The organism is Pedobacter lithocola (genome assembly GCF_042650845.1).
In the GTDB taxonomy this organism is placed as follows: domain Bacteria; phylum Bacteroidota; class Bacteroidia; order Sphingobacteriales; family Sphingobacteriaceae; genus Pedobacter; species Pedobacter lithocola.
The window spans coordinates 590,729-609,917 of the sequence record NZ_JBHSBW010000011.1 but is presented as its reverse complement, the minus strand read 5'-3'; the positions used below and the strand labels follow the sequence as shown (position 1 = coordinate 609,917).

Genomic DNA, 19,189 nt, shown 5'->3' with positions numbered 1-19,189 from the left:
TTTAAGTCTTTATTGCGAGGATATCAGATCATGGTACGAAGCAATACTTCCTACAAAAATGGATTGCTTCGTGCCTAGCAATGACAGATATGCTCGCAATAACGAGTTTTTTTAAGATGTCAACCAGTTTTCCATCATTTGTTTACCATATTCTGTAAGCACACTTTCCGGGTGAAACTGAACGCCCCTCACATCAAGTGTTTCGTGCCTTAAAGCCATAATTTCATTTTTATGGTCTCTGGCAGTAATTTTCAAACACGCTGGGAAATTTTCTTTGCTAACCACCCAACTGTGGTATCTGCCAACATTAATCGTTTGCGGGCACTCCCAAAATAACGATTCATCTCCATCTACAACGGTTATAGGTGTAGCAATGCCATGCATTGGCCTGCCCAGGTTTAGAAGTGTGCCACCAAAAACCTCAGCAATAGCCTGCTGACCTAAACACACGCCAAAAATACTTTTTGTTGGTGCATAAGTTTTAATAACATCAAGCAACAAACCAGCTTCTTCAGGAATTCCTGGTCCTGGAGAAAGTAAAATTTTATCGTATTGCTCAACATCAGCAAGATCAAATTTATCATTACGCCAAACCTCAGCTTCGTAACCAACTTCGTTAATTAAATGAACCAGGTTATAGGTGAAACTATCGTAGTTATCGATTACTAAAACCGTTTTCTTATTATCACTCATTATAAATCGTAATTCGTAAATTTAAAATCTTAAATACCTTCTGCCATTTCTATCGCCTTGCGCAAAGCAGCAATCTTATTATTTACTTCCTGCATTTCAGTTTCAGGCACTGAATCAGCTACAATTCCAGCACCAGCACGATAATGCAATTCGTTGTTTTTACTCATAAAAGTTCTAATCATTATGGCATGATTAAAATCTTCGTTAAAGCCCATAAAACCTATTGCTCCAGCATAAAAATTTCGGCCAAGCTTTTCATTTTCATCAATAAGCTGCATGGCCTTATATTTAGGCGCACCGCTTAATGTACCAGCCGGATAGGTGTCTGCCACAACTTTAAAGGCACTAACATCATCCTGTAAATGGCCGCTAACCTTACTTACCAAGTGAATTAAGTGCGAATAATATTGAACTTCTTTAAACGATTTAACTTCTACCCGATTGCAATGTCTGCTCAAATCGTTTCGAGCCAAATCAACAAGCATAACGTGTTCGGCACTTTCTTTTGGGTCTTGCTCTAACTTTTTAGCTTGTTCTGCATCTTCAATATCATTTCCACTGCGCTTAAATGTACCTGCAATTGGGAAAATATTTGCGGTATTGTTTTTTATCGTAATCTGGGCTTCGGGCGATGAACCAAACAATTTAAAGTTTCCGTAATCAAAATAAAACAAATATGGTGATGGATTTATAGAACGCAAACAGCGATAAACATTAAACTCATCACCTGTAAAAGCCTGTTTAAAAGCTCTTGATGGAACAATTTGAAAAACATCGCCACGATAAATATGCTTTTGAAGTTTCTCTACCAACTGAATAAAACCTTCGTCAGTTAAATTAGATGATTCATCTCCTTTGGTTTGAAATTTATATTCAGGATAATTTTTATTCTGAATTAAGTATTCCATTTTCTCTAGTCCAACTTCGTCATCTCCATCAAATGAATTTCTGAACAGCGTAATTTCGTTTTTGAAATGATCAATTGCAATTATGTATCGGTACAAATGATATTGCATTTCAGGAATTTCTTCACCTTCGGGAGTTTCAGAAACGAATTTGATATCTTCAAAATGCTGAACAGCATTCCACGTAAAATAACCAAATAAACCGCTGGTAATAAATTTTATTTCCGGTATTTCTGTTTCTATAAATTTATCTTTAAACGTAGATATTTGTTCCGTTAAATTTTCAGCATCTGTTATTTCAACCGAACCATCTGGAAAATAACTTTCTAATCTGCTGCCTTTTAAAATTATTCCTGCAACCGGGTCTGCACAAACAAAACTCATCGAATTTTCTCGACTGTGGTAATCAGAACTTTCTAACAAAATACTGTTCGGATAAACATCGCGTAAACGTAAATAAATGCTTACTGGTGTTGTGGTATCGGCAAGTAATTTTTTGTATGTTGTGGTTATTTTAAACATTTCTTTCTCTGTTGTCGTCATTGCGAGAAACGAAGCAATCCTTCTTGGTTGGCATTTAAAAAATTTCTTTTACTTTAAGATTATTTCTTGCCTCGCAATGACGAAATTATTAATAAATAAAAAGCCCGACGTGTGGTTCTACGCCGGGCTTTAATGGTTCTTTTAAGTTTTAGGTTGATAAAAATATTTTCCTCATACGCAGCCGGCGCAATTCTGTTTTGAATTACTTTGCCAAAGCCATGTATGTATATTATTAATCATGTGCGACAAAAATATAAAGAATTTTGAAAAATGGAAATATTTATAAAAATACTTTTTATTATATCTATTTAGTCATTCCGAAAAAACTTCTACCCGGCACATCTTTAACCATTAATAAAATGGTTACGATGATTAAAATCAACGCCAAACCAAAAAATATAGAAATGGTACGGTGTTTGGCAACAGCATCTACCAATTTTTTTGATTTGGAATTTCCGATAGTAATCAAAATAATGGCAATAATCATCATGCTGATGTGTTCCATTTTCCAATAACGGCCAACTGCGTTACTGCTATCTACTTTGTACCAATCACCAATAAAGTAAAGTGCTAAACCAATTAGCAACTGAATGTGAGCACTTATTAAAGTAAACACATTTAGCTTTCTATCGCCTTCAGTGTAAGTTTTATTGCCTAACCAACCTGATATTGCTTTAACTACAGCTACTACTAATAGAATTAGAACAATATAGCGCCATCCAGAGTGAGCACTTTTTAAAATTTGATACATGGTTATGATATTTTGTTCGTCAAAAGTAACGATTTATTGTAAAAAATAGGTTAACAAGCAACTTCAACATTAATTTATATTAGTTTTAAACAAAATAAACCCCCTAAACATATTATGAAGAAAATTTTACTTGCCTTTGTGCTGGTATTTTCCTCTACAATTCTGTTTGCACAACAAACTACATATCCGGTTAACGGTTCTTACGACACCAGACCAGGTATGTTTGCCTTCACTAATGCAACTATTGTAGTTAATGCCAATCAAACACTATCAAACGCAACATTATTAATCAAAGGTTCTACCATTCAAGCTGTTGGCTCGGGTTTGGCTGTACCAAAAGGTTATGTAATTGTAGATTTAAAAGGAAAATTTGTTTATCCTTCGCTTATTGATGCTTTTACAAGCTACGGAATTCCTGAGGTAACTGTTCAGGGTCGTGGTTTTGCAGGCGGCGGTCAGCGTCAATCCATTTTTGTATCAACTAAAAAAGGTGCTTACGGTTGGAATGAATCCATCAGACCAGAAACTCAAGTTAAATCAATTTTTACAGTTGATAGTAAAAAAGCTGATGAATTACGTAAAGCCGGTTTCGGAAGCGTAAATTCTGTAAGTCGCGATGGTATTGCTCGTGGTGTTTCTGCAGCTGTTACACTTAATGAAGGTTCTGATAATAACGTCTTCCTAAAAGACCAAACCGCAGCGAACTATTCTTTTAACAAAGGGTCATCATCGAACGATTATCCAACATCATTAATGGGATCAATTGCATTGTTGCGCCAAACATATTACGATTCGCAATGGTATGGCAAACAGAAAGAAGAGTATAACATTTCGTTAGAAGAGTTTGGTAAACAGCAAACCATGCCTCAAATTTTCGAGGTTGATGGCTGGGCAAATGTACTTCGTGCTGATAAAATCGGTAAAGAATTTGGAAAACAATACATCATTAAATCTACTGGTGATGAATATCAAAGAATTAAAGAAGTTAAAGCTACTGGAGCAAGTTTAATTATTCCTTTGGTTTTTCCTAAAGCTTACGATGTTGAAGACCCGGCGGAAGCTAGGAACATAACTTTAACGCAAATGAAAGCTTGGGAAATGGCTCCAACAAATCCTGCTGCTTTAGAAAAAGCAGGAATTAAATTTGCTTTAACAGCTTTTGGTTTAGATAATACCAGAGATTTTTGGGGGAATATCCGCACTGCGATTGAAAATGGTTTAACTGAAAAACAAGCCCTATCATCGATTACAGAAATTCCGGCTTCACTTTTAGGTATTAGCGACAAAGTTGGTAGTTTGGAAAAAGGCAAAGTGGCTAACTTTTTAATCTCATCAGATAATTTATTCAAAAAAGAAAACATCATTTTCGAAAACTGGGTGCAAGGTAAACGTTACATCGTTAATAAAATGGATGTATCAGATGTTCGTGGAAATTACAACTTAAACGTTGATGGAATTAGCGGTGGCTTGTTATTAAAAATTACCGGAACTACTGGTGGCTCAACAGCAGCTATCGAAAGAAGCGGAGTTGATAGTGTTAAAACAACGGCAACTTTTACCAGAAATGGCGATTGGGTAAGCATCAACTTTAACTTGAAGAAAAACCCTAAAGGTGATGTTCGCTTGAGTGGTTACTTAACCTCTGCTAGTCCTTTAACTTTTAAAGGTGAAGCAGCATTACCTGATGGAACTTTTGGCAAGTTTACTGCAACATATAAAGATGCGGCGAAAGAAATGCCTAAACGCGATGAACCAAAACCAACACTAGCGGTAGGTACTTTGCTTTATCCATTTGGTGCTTTTGGAAATGCAGAATTGCCAAAACAAGAAAGCGTATTAATTAAAAATGCTACCGTTTGGACAAACGAAAAAGAAGGTGTTTTACAAAATGCAGATGTTCTTTTAGAAAACGGAAAGATTAAAGCTGTTGGCAAGAATTTATCAGCAGGAAGCGCAAAAGTAATTGATGGAACAGGCAAACACGTAACTGCAGGTATCATAGATGAGCACTCGCACATTGCTGGCAGTGGTGGTATTAACGAAGGTGCACAATCTGTTTCTGCAGAAGTTCGCATTGCAGATATTATCAACTCAGAAGACGTAAACATTTATCGACAGTTGGCTGGAGGAGTAACCACATCTCAAATTTTACACGGTTCGGCAAATCCAATCGGCGGACAATCGCAATTGATAAAGTTGCGTTGGGGTAAAGCACCAGAAGAATTGAAGTTTGCAGGCTCTGATGGTTTTATCAAGTTTGCACTAGGCGAAAACGTTAAGCAAAGTAATTTTGGTACTGGCGCCCGTTTCCCGGTAACACGTATGGGTGTTGAGCAAACTTTTGTTGATGAATTTACCCGCGCTAAAGAATACGAAAAAGCGATGAAAGTAAAGGGTAACAGCGTTCGCAGAGATTTAGAATTAGATGCAATCGTAGAAATCTTAAACAACAAACGCTTCATTACTTGTCACTCTTACGTACAAAGTGAAATTAATATGTTAATCCACGTTGCAGATAGTTTAGGCTTCAAAATTAACACCTTTACACACATTTTAGAAGGTTATAAAGTAGCCGATAAAATGAAAGCTCATGGTATTGCAGGTTCTACCTTTTCAGATTGGTGGGCTTACAAAAACGAGGTTGCAGAAGCCATTCCTTTTAACGGAAAAATTATGCATAACGTTGGCGTAACAACTGCTTTCAACTCTGATGATGCTGAGATGGCTCGTCATTTGAATCAGGAAGCTGGAAAAGCCATTCTTTATGGTGGCGTTCCGGAAGAAGACGCATTAAAATTTGTGACTTTAAATCCTGCCCGCATGCTTCATATTGATGACAAAGTAGGTAGTTTAAAACCAGGAAAAGATGCTGATGTGGTCATCTGGTCGGCAGCACCGCTTTCTATCTATGCAAAAGCAGAAAAAACTTTTGTTGATGGTATTGCCTATTGGGATATGGAAAAAGATGCCGTAACTATTAAAACACAACAAGCAGAAAAAGCTCGTTTAATTCAAAAGATGTTGGAAAGCAAGAGCAGCGGCGTTCGTACACAACGTCCGTTTGGTAATGCACCACGCCTTTACAATTGCGAAACTTTAGAAGAATATTCAGCAGAATTAAATGAGAAAGAACATGCAAACTAACATAAAGTATTTACTGAGTTTGGCTTTATCGGCATCAAGCCTGATGTGCTTTGCTCAAGCCAACATATCGCCTGCAAAAAAACAAACCAAAACCATTGCAATAACTGGTGCAACTGTACATGTAGGCAATGGAACGGTTATCGAAAATGGCACAATCCTTTTTGGTAATGGAAAAATTATTTCGGTTACCGCAGGCGGACAAGTGCCACAGGGCGATGTTATGAACATTAATGCTTCTGGAAAACACATTTACCCAGGACTAATTGCAGCGACAACAAACTTGGGATTAATAGAAACAGAATCGATAAAAGCTACTTTAGATTATCAGGAAATTGGTGATTACAATTCACACATTCGTTCTATTGTTGCGTATAATACCGATTCGAAAGTTCCGGCTACTTTAAGAAGCAACGGTATTTTAATGGCGCAGCCAACACCTCAAGGCGGAACAGTTTCAGGAAGTTCTTCAGTTGTTCAATTGGATGCCTGGAATTGGGAAGATGCTGCTGTAAAAACAGATGACGCCATGCACATGACCTGGCCGGTTACACCACGTTTTAGAGGAGGATTTGGCGGTTTTGGTAGAGGTCCGGCTACATCACCAGAATTACTAAATGAACGCACACAAGCTGCAATTAGTCAACTAAATTCATTTTTTGCAGAAGCCAAAGCGTATTCAGAAATGGGCAAACCTGAAGTAATTAACAATCGTTTTGATGCCATGAAAAAAGTTTTTTCTGGTGCAGAAAAATTATTTATTGCTGCTGAAAGTCAGAAAGACATTGTTGCTGCTGTAAACTTTGCCAAAAAATTCGGCATTACGCCGGTAATTACTGGGGCTGATGAGGCATATTTAGTTATCGATTTCCTAAAAGACAATAACATTTCTGTTGTGGTTAAACAACCTCATGCTTTACCAAACAATAACGATGATGATGTAAATATGCCATACAAAAACGCTGCTGTTTTAGCAAACGCAGGCTTAAATGTGGTACTGAGCATTGATGGTTACTGGCAACAACGCAACCTGCCGTTTATGGCGGGTACGGTTACCGCTTGGGGTTTGGATAAAGAAAAAGCGTTATCAACAATCACTCTAAATGCTGCAAAAGCAATGGGTATTGATAAAACAACTGGCAGTATCGAAACCGGGAAAGATGCTACTTTCTTTGTTTCTGCTGGTGACGCTTTAGACATGAGAACCAATAAAGTTGAACAGGCTTTTATTCAGGGAAGAGATATTAACCTGGATAACTTGCACAAACAATTGGATAAAAAATTTAGCGATAAATATACCGCTGAGAAAAAATAGATTCGATTTTTCTAATTTAAAAAACCTTCATCGATTAGTTTTGATGGAGGTTTTTATTTTATAAAAAATTTTATGTGGCGAAATATGTGGTTCATGTAGTGAAATGTGCTATTCATATCATAACTTGTATAAGCAAAAAAAATATTTTAAATTAAAACAATCTTTATATCTAAATAAACCAAAACTAGTCATTACATGATGAAAAAATTAATGCTCTCCAAAGGCAAAGCTATGGCTTGCCTGATTTTAATGTGCCTTTTTTTAACGCAATCTTGTTGTAAAGACAATTTAAACCTTAACCATCAGGAAAATAAACAACTTATTGCTGAAGAAGTATTTAACCAATGGTACGCAACCAACCCTGTAGCAAAATACATTTCACTTGACTGGAGCAAAGCCCGCCAGACCACTATAGATGGGCAAAACGTGGTGCGTGTACCTACATTAAATGCTGACCCCATTGCTTTAAAAAGTCTGAATGCAACATTAAAGATAACATTCAGGCCAGCAACGGTCTCTTAAATGTAACGACAGGTGTAGCAACTTCGAGCACCAACACTGAAAATAGTCATTTTTACACCGCACACCCACCTGAGGTTTTTTTCATACAGAAAGGAAAAGATAGTAAGTTAAGTTCGTATTTATTGAATTTTGTACCAAAAGATCCAGGCAAAGAATTTGGTCAAGATGGCATCTGGACCGGCAAATTATTTGAATGGAACTTAACCGGGGATACTATTTTTGTACAGGAACTGGATAAAAGTGCTATCATATCCAAACAGGTATTTAAAGTAGGTGTGGTAACAAAGGTAGACAACAACATCAACAGTGTTGTTAAAAATAATAAACTGGAATCTTTAAATGGCTTAAAAGATAAAGAGGTAAATGGCTTTTTTGGCTGGTTAGTTGATAAGCTTGGAGAGCTTATTGGCCAAATCGGCAGTTGGTTTGGTTTATTAACCCACAACGATTGGGCTTATGACACATACAACGATTCCTTTGATTCGGAATGGCGTTTGGATATTGACTTAAGCTCAATATTTTCGAGTGGTGGTGGCTCGGGCGGAGATGTGGGTTACTATATATCTGCAGGCGGACCTGTTTACGCAGATTATACGCCAGGCTACAACCAACAACCTATTGATACTTTTTCCGATTATGGGAATTACCCTGGAGGACCTAGTGTAGACGTGCATAGATTTTTAGTAGATTACCTGGTATCGGCATATGATTTAAATGATGGGGAAAAATACTTTTTGTTGCAAAATGTAGCCGTAGCAGAAGAATTAAGAAAATATGATGCTGAAAATCTCTATAATCAAGTAATGATAAAATCGATTTTGTAAAATGGACAATCGCATATTTGAAAGAGAATCCTAATAGTTTTGAAGATTTTAAAAATGTTTATCTTAACACACCTGAATCTTTGAATATGTATAAGCTTGATGATCTCACTAAACTTCAATATCCAAGGTTTGCAAAAGTTGTTAATCAATTAAAACCTTATTTATTAGCTAATCCAAAAGTTATTAACGGAATTGTGAATTATACAGGATATACAAGAGAACAAGTTTTAGATTTAGCAACTCCAGGAAGAGGATCGAAACTTGTTGTTACTGATGATTTAATTGTTTATTCTACAGGAAAAGCTGATGCAGAATATTACAGATACTTAAGAAACCCAAATTATAATGGTACAAATGATAGATTTTTAAAAGATTCAAACGGTAATTTCATAAAGGAAGATAAGATATCCATTAATAAAGCGATAGTCGAGCAGCTTGAAGATGGACTTTTGAGACTGGATCCAACAGTAGAAAAGAAAGTTCAAGGGTTAGCTTTTCTTTTAGCAATAACAATTTTTCACGAGACTGTTCATTACGGTAGGAATTGGAATAATATGAATCCTTATAATGATAAAGAGTATGGTTGGAAATTCGAAGATATGTCATTTGGCATCAGAGTTGACAAAGATACTGCTGGTGATATTACTAATTATAATTTTAAACTTAATTAAATATGAAGATTTTTTTAATAATCTCTATTATGCTTTTTGCTGCATGTAAAAGGGAAGAACCTTCTTTTAATAAATCTTTAATTTTGCAACAATGCATAGATTCTCTAAGCAAAATGCCAGATTTAAAATATATGGACAGCTCTCAAGTCGTTTTATTATATAACGATATTATTAAGGACTCAATAGATTTAAGATGGAAGAAAAACTTAGTTAAGTTTGAAAAAGAATCTTTAACAAATTCTGAATCTAATACATACAAAAACCTAGTAGATTCTAAAAAAAGAAAATTATTAATAAATAAAATTTCTTACTCAAATACACGAGCAGAGGTGCAGATATTATTTTTGGAAATACAAGCAAACTATATTTTCTATTTTCAGAAAAACAGCACTGATTCTATTTATAAAATTACAGAAGTTGGCCAAGTTGATTTTTAGAATTAGACAAAGGAGAATTATTACTCTACTTTTAATCTTGATAATTTCATCTTGCACATTAAAAGAATCAAAAATTGAATGTGATAAAAAAGACGTTATCCAAAAATGCTTAAACTATTTGAGTACATACGATAAAAAAAATAAAAATATTATAATAATAAATAGTAATGAAACTACAGAGAACATGCATTTATTATGGAAAGATACCCCTGTGTCTTTTGAAGAGAACAATCTTAAAGACATTCGCAATCTTGTACAAACAGGAAAATTATATTTTATGATTGATAAAATAACATGTAGCAAAAATAAAACAGATATTGGTATAATTTGTATAAATGCCAAGGTGAAATATGAGTTTGAATTGCTTAAATCAAAAGACAAAAAAGAAACATTACGAATCGTACAAGAAACCGATGATATTTTACCTTCGAGGTAACTTAGCATGTAGCATATAATGGTTTGCCTATATTTTACTGAATAATAACAATAGGCAAACTTGGGCTGGCACACTAGTTTCGCATTTAAATAATTTGCACAAACAATTGGATAAAAAATTCAGCGATAAATATACCGCTGAGAAAAAATAGATTTGATTTTTCTAATTTAAAAAAACCTTCATCGATTAGTTTTGATGGAGGTTTTTATTTTATAAATTTAAAAACCAAAAGCTTATCCAAAGAACTATTTAGTATCTTCTTTAACTTACTTCTCACTCTTCATTTTTATAAATTTCAATCAAAAAAAACAATGGAAAAACAAATCGCTAAGATGCAGAAGGAGTTATCATTACTTAAATGGTATGCCGGTATTTTAACAATCTTCTTTATAGCAACTGGATTATTTGCATTCAAACAATCTGGAATGCGACATTTTGAGGAAATATCAGCAGAAAGAATAAACATAGTTGAAAAAAATGGGGCATTGAGAATGGTCATTTCCAATAAAAACCGCTCACCCGAAGTATTGGCCTATGGAAAAGGCTTTACGCCACCAATTCCCGGTGGTACACGTCCTGGTCTTATTTTCTTTAATGATGAAGGCACTGAAAATGGCGGACTCGTCTTTATGGGTGGCAAAGACTCAACAGGTAAATATTCTGCTACAGGTCATTTATCTTTCGACCAATACAATCAGAACCAGGTCCTTTACCTCCAATATGCAGATAGTAACGGTGAGCAAAGTACTGGTCTGCACATTGACGATTGGCAAACTTCTCCTCCATTTTGGCAATGGCGGGCAGCTTATAAAAAAGCGCAAACACTACCTGATGGAAGCGAAAAAGAAGCATTGTTAAAGAAACTGATTGAGCCAAAAAAAGGACAAAAAGCTTATGCCCAACGTGTTTTTGTAGGAAAGGATGAGGAGAAAACGGCAATGGTAATATTAGCCGATCGTATGGGGAAACCTAGGTTAAAACTTCTGGTAGATTCTAATGGAGTAGCTAAATTAAACTTTCTTGATCAAAACGGAAAAGTTACCTACAGCTTACCCAAATAGTATTATTTACATGGCTTGGAAAGATTATTTTATTTGATAGAAATACTTATAAACCTACATCAATTAGTTTCGATGGAGATTTTTATATATTCATTCAAGAATTTTAAACTTAACATTAATCCACAAAACCAACAATTTCACAACCATTTCTTAATCTAAAATCGACCTTTAGTTAATATTGTAGAAACAACTTTGCACCATAAACAATCAGAAACTAATTATGGTCAAAAATTTACTATTCGCAGTATTAATGCTGTGTTTTTGTGTTTCAAGTTCCCTAAAAGCCCAAACTACACAAGCATCCATTTCAGGTATCGTAACCGATGAGCAAAAGAAGCCAATTCCCGGCGCTTCCGTTCAAGTAAGAAACAATTCTACTGGTTTTACAACCAGAACATCAACCAATGCACAAGGTGAATATACCTTTAAAGAACTTCCTTTAGGCGGACCTTATTCAATCAAAGCACTATTTATTGGCTTTGGTGACCAAACCAGAAGTGGTTATATGCTAAACCTTGGCGATGTGGTAAAAGTTACAATTTCGATGCAAGAAGCTTCACAAAATTTAGAAGCTGTACAAGTAGTGGCATCAGGTTTAAGAAACAAAGTTCAAAACTTTGGTGCTTCAACCGAAATCTCTGCCAAAACAATGAATCAATTACCGGTAAATGGTCGTAACTTCTCAAATTTGATGGATTTATCACCATTAAGTCGTGGCGGCGGTATATCTGGTCAATTGGGTTCTTCTACAAATTATACTATTGATGGTATGAATGCTAAGAATCCAACATCTGCGGGTAGTACAACCAGCAGAAGTGGTGCACCTTATTCAATTTCAATTGAGGCAGTGAGAGAATTTAAAGTGGTTACAAATCAGTACGATGTAACATTAGGTAGAGCAGGTGGTGGTACCGTTACTGCCGTAACAAAATCAGGCACGAATGAAATCAGTGGAAGTGCTTTCGTTTATGGTCGTGCAGATTGGTTAGCCAGTCCTTATGACATCAGAGGTATTAAACGTGATAACGAATTCTCAACTTATCAATATGGATTTACATTAGGCGGACCTATCATTAAAGATAAATTACATTATTTTGTAGGTTTAGATCATCAAAAGGATTCCCGCCCGTTAATCATTGCTGATATTAATGGTCCTGCTGATGAAGCTAGATTTAGAATAACCAATTCTACATTAGCTAATTTCTTAGCAATTGCACAAACAAAATATGGTGTTGCAAATACAGAGCAATACGGTTCGTTTGATAAAAAACGTGGTTCTGATGCAGCGTTTGCTCGTTTAGACTGGCAAATTAACGACAGAAATTTGTTAACCATTCGTGATAACTATACAAACGATAGAAATCCATTGGGTTTAGCAGACAATACAGCAATTAACTTTTATGAGAGTTATGGCAATGATAAGAATGTTGACAACAGCTTATTGGCTACATTACGTTCGACAATTAATAGCAAAGTAACTAACGAATTAAAAGTTCAGCATTTATATACGTATCAGGCGAGTACACAAAACGACCAACTTTCGTTTGCAATTCCAAGAGCAATTGTTGGTAACGTGCAATCTACTTTATCTGACGGCTCTGCTGCAAATACTGCTATTCAAATTGGTGGTCACCGCTTTGGCCAAGAGGGTTTTACAAATAATGTTTTCCAATTGGTAGATAACTTTTACTATAATACGGACAAGGTTAAATACACATTTGGTGTTGATGTAATGTACACCAATGCAAAATCACTTTATGGTAGCGAGGTAAATGGTCGTTTCGAATATACCAATTCTACAACGGCTTCATCATTGCAAAACTTTAATAACTTGGTTCCAAATAGATTCTATCGTGAAGTTCCGCTTGTTGCAGACCCAACCGTTAAAGCTGGAATTTGGAATGTAGCAGCTTATGGCCAAATGCAAACTAAATTGGCTAAAGGCTTAGATTTCGTTGGAGGTTTACGTGTAGATTATAGTATCTATCCAAAATCGCCTTTAAACCAAGCCTTATTTAATGCTATTGGTGTTAGAACGGATAATGAATTGAAACAGTTTTTGGTTCAGCCAAGAATTCAATTTAACTGGGATATCAATGAAAACAGAACAGACTTTGTTCGTTTTGGAGCTGGTATTTTCGGTTCAGATATAAATAATTATATGACCATCAATAACCTAACCTTCGATGGTAAACATTTCGCTACCGTTGATGCTTTTGCAGGGGATGTACCAACACCTAACTTTATTGGTTATAGAAATGGAACGGTTGCCACGCCAACTCTAACAGCTCAACAAGTTCCTACAATTAATACATACGCAGAAGATGCTAAGGTGCCGGTGGTTTACAAAGCGAATCTATCATATAGTAAATTACTTACCGATAAATTTAAAGTTGGTATTACCGGCTATGTTACGTTAGGCCGTAACAATTATATGTATGTTGATAGAAATATGGCGGCAAACCCCTACTTCACTTTACCAAACGAAGCCAACAGAGGTGTATTTGTTCCTGTAATACCTGCCAACGGTGCGGCAGATTGGAAAACAGGTCGTTTAAATAATGCTTTCGGTCGTGTGTTAGAATTAAACAGCAAGGGTAGAGTAAATCAATTTGCTGTTGTATTAGATGCAACTTGGAATTATTTCAAGGATGGAGAAATCTCAGCAAGTTATACATACAATGATTCGAAAGATAACACATCTTATAATGGTAACGTAGCCAATACAGCAACTTTATCATTACCTGTTAAAGATGACCCAAGAGATTTAAGTAAAATGAGCTATTCTGATAATCATTTCAGAAGTAAAGTTGTTGTTTATGGAACTTTACCAACATTTTACGGCGTTACAATTGGTGTTCGTTACTCTGGAATTGGCGGCACACGTTACAGCTTATTATCAGGTGTAAATAATAATGGTGATTTTGTTGCTACTAATGATTTAGCTTTCATTTTTGACCCTAACAACACAAGCGTACCACAAAATATACGTACTGGTTTACAAACTTTATTAAATAATCCAGCTGCAAGTCAAAGTTTAAAAAATTATATCACAAAGTACGCAGGTCAGATTGCGGAGCGTAATGGTGGTATAAATGATTTCTTTGGTATTGTTGATTTAAGAATAAGCAAAAAGTTTAAGATTTATAAAACCCATACAATTGAAGTTTCCGGAGATGTTTTCAACTTAGGTAACTTACTAAATAAAAAATGGGGTGTAAATGAAACTTTAGGAAGTCAGGCTTTGTACGCATTAAATGGCACACCTTTAATTGCTGCAACACCAACTACACCAGAAATTCCTGCAGTTCCGAATTACAACGCAACTACAAGATCATTTAATTACCGTGTAAATAATGCAGGTATCGTAATTCCATCAGGTAATCCTTGGCAGGCACAAATTGGTTTGAGATACGGTTTTTAACATCGAAAGTTACATCTGTATCTTTCTAAAAAGTCATAAAAAAGGGGAATGGATTTTTATCCGTTCCCTTTTTTTATGTTTGCATTTACAAACAACAAAACTTAATGGGATTATTATTAGACTACCTGAAAAACCACAAGTGGATTGTGGCCTTGGCGTTATTGCTTGCAGGTGTAAATATTGGCTTTTCTTTAATGGATCCTTACTTTACCGGTAGGATTTTAGATTTATACATTAACAAACGAGCATCATTCACAAGCAAAAGCACATACATCTGGGGCGCTTTAGGTTTTATTGGTTTAGCCATTGGTGCTGCAATGATTTCGCGTATTGCAAAAAACTTTCAGGATTATTTTACCAGCGTTATTGTACAAAAAGTTGGCGCCAAAATGTATGCTGATGGTTTGCAGCATTCGTTGAAATTACCTTATCAGGTTTTTGAAGACCAACGAAGTGGCGAAACCTTAGGTATCTTACAAAAAGTTAGATTAGATTCTGAAAAGTTCATCACCTCGTTTATTAGTGTACTTTTTGTAAGCTTAATCGGGATGGTATTCGTAATTGTCTACTCCGTTTCCATCAGCTATAAAGTAACGTTAGTTTATTTCGCTGCAATTCCAATTATCAGCTTTGTAAGCTGGTTCCTAAGTAGAAAAATTAAAACAATACAACGCTCTATCGTTGGCGAAACAACTGCGCTTGCGGGTTCAACAACTGAATCTTTAAGAAATATCGAATTAGTAAAGAGTTTGGGTTTGGCCGATCAGGAAATTGAACGACTGAACAAAACCACTTACAAAATTTTAGGTTTAGAGCTTAAAAAAGTAAAATATGTTCGAAGCATGAGCTTTGTTCAGGGCACAACCGTAAATCTTGTAAGAAGCTCGATGATTGTGGTGCTATTACTACTAATTTTTGATAATACGATTTCTCCCGGACAATACTTCTCCTTTTTGTTTTATTCGTTTTTCTTATTTGGTCCGCTGCAAGAATTGGGCAATGTAATTTTAGCCTGGCGAGAAGCAGAAGTATCATTAGGTAATTTTAAAAAGATTTTAAGCACACCTGTTGATAAAAAACCTGCCAACCCAATATCGATTAAAAAAATTAAAGAGTTGAGTTTTAAATCGGTAAGCTTTAAACATTTAACAGCCAATAGAAATGCGTTAGAAAACATTTCATTCGATACACATAATGGGCAAACCATTGCCTTTGTTGGTCCATCAGGTTCTGGGAAATCTACTTTAGTGAAGCTTCTAGTTGGTTTATATCCTGCAAGAGAAGGAGAAATTTTATACAACGGTACAACAAGTAACGATATTGATTTAGATGCATTACGCGAAAAAATAGGCTTTGTAACTCAAGATACGCAACTATTTTCAGGAACGATTAGAGAGAATTTACTATTTGTCAATCCTACTGCAACCGATGAGGAATGCTACAAGGTATTGAATCAGGCGGCTTGCCAAACTTTATTAGCAAGAGCAGATAAAGGTTTAGATTCGTTAATAGGTGAAGGTGGAGTTAAGGTTTCAGGAGGAGAAAAGCAACGCCTTTCAATTGCCCGGGCTTTGTTACGCCAGCCAGATATTTTAGTTTTTGATGAAGCTACATCATCCCTAGATTCGATTACCGAGGAGGAAATTACCAAAACGATCAGATCGGTTTCTGATTTGACTGATCACATCACCATATTAATTGCCCACCGTTTATCAACCATTAAGCATGCCGATGTAATTTATGTTTTAGAAAAAGGTCATATCATCGAAAAAGGTAACCATGAAGATTTAATTGCTCAAAATGGTTTGTACCAGGCCATGTGGCGCCAACAAATCGGCGAAAGAATTGTTGAAGCTTAATAAATCTTCATCGCAATGGCATTAGCACAGGTAGAAAGCAGCAATCAAATCGCAATTATCATAATCATCGCAGCCATACTTTGGTTAGCCTTGATATTAATTGCACTATATCACATATCCAAAAATGCAAAAATGGCGTTTCCAATAAAAATAATTTGGTTTGTAATCATTTTATTGGCACCATTTATAGGTTCATTGGTTTATCTGCTTTGGGGGAAGAATAAAAGTTTTTAATTTTTTTGCCTTGAAAATTGCATTAATGATTTGGAAAGCAATGCCAGAAATACTTCGGTCTGTTTCTGCCCGGTATTCCTCCAAGCACTATGAAAAATAGGGGCTTTCCGTACTACCGGGTTTAGTTTGCAAGGTATTTCGTCTTTTTAATGCTTTTGAAGGGCAAACGTAAATAATTATACTGCCCTATATTAATTAAACCTGACTGTACGAAAATACTTTTTGTTGTTCTAACAATCAATTTTATTGCAGAAATTAACCCAAAAAGATTGTAGGGAAAGCAGGATGTGCATTAATCTGACTGCAGTGACTGCTTTTTTAATAATTTGAATAGAACTACCATTTCGATAAAAACACTGCTTTTCAATTCATCGTAATTATTAATTTTTTTTTATTTAAAGATTTGGAAAGCAATGACAGGAATACTTCGGTCTGTTTCTGCCCCGTTATTCCTCCAAGCACTGTGAAAAATAGTAGCTTTCCGTACTACCGGGTTTAGTTTGCAAGATACTTCGCTTTTTTAATGCTTTTGAAGGACAAACGTAAATAATTATGCTGCCCTATGTTAATTAACCTGACTGTAAGAAAATACTTTTTGTTGTTCTAACACATCCATCATTATCATTTAATTTTTTTTGCTTTAAAGAATGGCCTTTTAAAACTTGGAAAGCAATGACAGGAATACTTCGGTCTGTTTCTGCCCCGTTATTCCTCCAAGCACTATGAAAAATAGTGGCTTTCCGTACTACCGGGTTTAGTTTGCAAGGTAATTCGTCCTTTTTAACGTTTTATATAGCTAACGTAAATAAGTGTGCTGTACTGGGTTAATTAAACCTGACTGTACGAAAATACTTTTTGCTGCACTAACAATCATCTTTATTACAGGAATTACCCAAAAAGATTGTAGGGAAGGCAGGATTTACATTAATCTGACTACTGTAACTGCTTTTCAAATAATTTAAACAGAACTACCATGTCGGTAAAAAAACTATTTTTAGTTAATTAACTAAATCTTATTTGTTTGCTCGTTTATATCCTGCAAACTTAATTTAGTAAGTGATTTTGTTTTAATCCATGTGATAAAAGCAATTCCAATCGTCATGCTTCCACCAAATACTACAGCAGGAACGGTGCGCATCAGCTTTGCCGTTAATCCCGATTCGAATGCACCAATTTCATTTGAGGAGCCGATGAACATACTATTTACTGCAGATACCCTTCCTCGCATTTCATCAGGCGTAAGCAATTGCATAATGGTTGAGCGGATGATCACGCTCACGCTATCAAAAGAGCCTTCTAAAAAGAGGAAAAATAGCGTTAGATAAAAACTTTTGGATAGGCCATAACAAATTATACTTAAACCAAAACCTGTTACCGCAATTAGCAAATTTCTCCAAGGCTTATTCATTGGTGAAAACCTGGTCATGGCAAGCATGGTAATTACAGAACCTGCAGAAGCTGCAGCTCGCATAAAGCCCAAACCCTCCGGACCAACCTTTAAAATATCGTTCGCAAAAACCGGAAGCAAGGCCACAGCTCCGCCAAAAAATACCGAGAATAAATCCAAACTCATTGCCCAAACCATCATTTTTGTTTTAAAGACAAACTGAATTCCTTCAGTTAAACTCTTCACAATTCCTTCTTTGGGTATAAAAGATGGTGGATGAGCATTTAAAAAGAATATACAAATTAATGCGATGAAAATAAATGTGATGATAACAACGTAGGTTACGGTAATCCCAAAGAAACCATAGATTAATCCTCCTGCGGCCGGACCCAAAATGGAAGCCATTTGCCAACTAGAACTACTCCAGGTGCTTGCATTAGGATACAAATCTTTAGGTAAAATTTGCGCCATAAGCGAGAAAGTCGCCGGACCGAAAAAACCTCTTGCTAAACCTATGCCGAAAACCATTGAGTACATAATTGGAACAATGTAACTAGTTGGTACATAACGATGCATGTACGTGGTAGTTACCGCAAGCATAATTAGCGAACAAAGAAATACACCCGAGAATATTTTTAATAACAAGCCTCTCTTTTCGCTTTTATCTGCAATATAACCACCATAAAGGGCAATCGTAATAGCTGGAATCGCTTCGCAAAGGCCAATTAAGCCAAGTGCAAGTGGGTCTTTTGTTAAATGATATATATAAATACCAAGTACAACAGCTTGCATTTGATAAGCAAAAGTAAAGAAAAAACGCATGCCAAGATAAGACCTAAATTCTTTATAACGCAATGCTGCGTATGGATCGGGCTTAGTTAAAATGGATTTAGAATCGGTGGAATCTGCCAATGAGGTAAGTTTACAACGCAAAACTAAGCTTTGAAAAACAAATATTGCAATAGAATATAAAATTATAGGTTTGT

At 35.6% G+C, this 19,189-nt stretch carries 15 protein-coding genes; 11 read left to right on the top strand and 4 right to left on the bottom strand.

From position 1 onward, the window contains the following. Positions 1-111 precede the first annotated feature (111 nt). The 3 genes from ACFOWA_RS13035 to ACFOWA_RS13025 form a co-directional block, all read right to left on the bottom strand. Entirely contained in the window at positions 112-693 is a 582-nt protein-coding gene (locus ACFOWA_RS13035) for an anthranilate synthase component II (protein WP_378985804.1), read from the bottom strand. A gap of 29 nt (positions 694-722) precedes the next feature. Then, entirely contained in the window at positions 723-2,120 is a 1,398-nt protein-coding gene (locus tag ACFOWA_RS13030) for an anthranilate synthase component I family protein (RefSeq protein WP_378985802.1), read from the bottom strand. Positions 2,121-2,445: 325 nt separating this feature from the next. Beyond that, positions 2,446-2,892 carry a cytochrome B gene (locus ACFOWA_RS13025; protein WP_378985800.1) on the bottom strand — a complete coding sequence of 149 codons (447 nt, stop codon included), beginning with the start codon at positions 2,890-2,892 and terminating at the stop codon, positions 2,446-2,448. Positions 2,893-3,006: 114 nt separating this feature from the next. On the opposite strand from ACFOWA_RS13025, the gene ACFOWA_RS13020 reads away from it, so the two are divergent. From ACFOWA_RS13020 to ACFOWA_RS12970, 11 genes are all read left to right on the top strand, one after another. Continuing rightward, positions 3,007-6,036 (top strand): amidohydrolase family protein, encoded by a 3,030-nt coding sequence (locus ACFOWA_RS13020; RefSeq protein WP_378985798.1) that lies wholly within the window; start codon positions 3,007-3,009, stop codon positions 6,034-6,036. Beyond that, entirely contained in the window at positions 6,026-7,348 is a 1,323-nt protein-coding gene (locus ACFOWA_RS13015; protein ID WP_378985797.1) for an amidohydrolase family protein, read from the top strand. Before ACFOWA_RS13020 ends, ACFOWA_RS13015 begins: the two co-directional genes overlap by 11 nt. A gap of 195 nt (positions 7,349-7,543) precedes the next feature. Further along, a complete protein-coding gene (locus ACFOWA_RS13010; RefSeq protein WP_378985795.1) occupies positions 7,544-7,870 on the top strand; it encodes a hypothetical protein in 327 nt (108 codons plus the stop codon). A gap of 122 nt (positions 7,871-7,992) precedes the next feature. Beyond that, on the top strand, positions 7,993-8,694 hold the full coding sequence (locus tag ACFOWA_RS13005; RefSeq protein WP_378985794.1) for a hypothetical protein: 702 nt from the start codon (positions 7,993-7,995) through the stop codon (positions 8,692-8,694). 17 nt (positions 8,695-8,711) lie between these two features. Then, positions 8,712-9,365, top strand: a complete 654-nt coding sequence (locus ACFOWA_RS13000) for a hypothetical protein (RefSeq protein WP_378985792.1) — start codon at positions 8,712-8,714, stop codon at positions 9,363-9,365. Positions 9,366-9,367: 2 nt separating this feature from the next. Further along, entirely contained in the window at positions 9,368-9,802 is a 435-nt protein-coding gene (locus ACFOWA_RS12995; RefSeq protein WP_378985791.1) for a hypothetical protein, read from the top strand. Between the two features lie 118 nt (positions 9,803-9,920). Then, positions 9,921-10,238 carry a hypothetical protein gene (locus ACFOWA_RS12990; protein WP_378985789.1) on the top strand — a complete coding sequence of 106 codons (318 nt, stop codon included), beginning with the start codon at positions 9,921-9,923 and terminating at the stop codon, positions 10,236-10,238. 311 nt (positions 10,239-10,549) lie between these two features. Beyond that, positions 10,550-11,299, top strand: coding sequence for a hypothetical protein (locus tag ACFOWA_RS12985; RefSeq protein ID WP_378985787.1), 750 nt, complete (start codon positions 10,550-10,552; stop codon positions 11,297-11,299). 220 nt (positions 11,300-11,519) lie between these two features. Next, positions 11,520-14,723 carry a TonB-dependent receptor gene (locus tag ACFOWA_RS12980; protein ID WP_378985785.1) on the top strand — a complete coding sequence of 1,068 codons (3,204 nt, stop codon included), beginning with the start codon at positions 11,520-11,522 and terminating at the stop codon, positions 14,721-14,723. A 104-nt stretch (positions 14,724-14,827) separates the two neighbouring features. Next, positions 14,828-16,582, top strand: a complete 1,755-nt coding sequence (locus ACFOWA_RS12975; protein WP_378985783.1) for an ABC transporter ATP-binding protein — start codon at positions 14,828-14,830, stop codon at positions 16,580-16,582. A 15-nt stretch (positions 16,583-16,597) separates the two neighbouring features. After that, entirely contained in the window at positions 16,598-16,816 is a 219-nt protein-coding gene (locus ACFOWA_RS12970; RefSeq protein WP_378985781.1) for a PLD nuclease N-terminal domain-containing protein, read from the top strand. Between the two features lie 1,006 nt (positions 16,817-17,822). Here ACFOWA_RS12970 and ACFOWA_RS12965 read toward each other — a convergent pair. Beyond that, entirely contained in the window at positions 17,823-19,115 is a 1,293-nt protein-coding gene (locus tag ACFOWA_RS12965; RefSeq protein WP_378985779.1) for an MFS transporter, read from the bottom strand. Between the last annotated feature and the right edge of the window lie 74 nt (positions 19,116-19,189).

Coding starts and splice junctions, on each gene's coding strand:
- ACFOWA_RS13035 (WP_378985804.1), bottom strand. CDS start 693: ATGAGTGATAATAAGAAAACGGTTTTAGTAATCGATAACTACGATAGT.
- ACFOWA_RS13030 (WP_378985802.1), bottom strand. CDS start 2,120: ATGTTTAAAATAACCACAACATACAAAAAATTACTTGCCGATACCACA.
- ACFOWA_RS13025 (WP_378985800.1), bottom strand. CDS start 2,892: ATGTATCAAATTTTAAAAAGTGCTCACTCTGGATGGCGCTATATTGTT.
- ACFOWA_RS13020 (WP_378985798.1), top strand. CDS start 3,007: ATGAAGAAAATTTTACTTGCCTTTGTGCTGGTATTTTCCTCTACAATT.
- ACFOWA_RS13015 (WP_378985797.1), top strand. CDS start 6,026: ATGCAAACTAACATAAAGTATTTACTGAGTTTGGCTTTATCGGCATCA.
- ACFOWA_RS13010 (WP_378985795.1), top strand. CDS start 7,544: ATGATGAAAAAATTAATGCTCTCCAAAGGCAAAGCTATGGCTTGCCTG.
- ACFOWA_RS12995 (WP_378985791.1), top strand. CDS start 9,368: ATGAAGATTTTTTTAATAATCTCTATTATGCTTTTTGCTGCATGTAAA.
- ACFOWA_RS12985 (WP_378985787.1), top strand. CDS start 10,550: ATGGAAAAACAAATCGCTAAGATGCAGAAGGAGTTATCATTACTTAAA.
- ACFOWA_RS12980 (WP_378985785.1), top strand. CDS start 11,520: ATGGTCAAAAATTTACTATTCGCAGTATTAATGCTGTGTTTTTGTGTT.
- ACFOWA_RS12975 (WP_378985783.1), top strand. CDS start 14,828: ATGGGATTATTATTAGACTACCTGAAAAACCACAAGTGGATTGTGGCC.
- ACFOWA_RS12970 (WP_378985781.1), top strand. CDS start 16,598: ATGGCATTAGCACAGGTAGAAAGCAGCAATCAAATCGCAATTATCATA.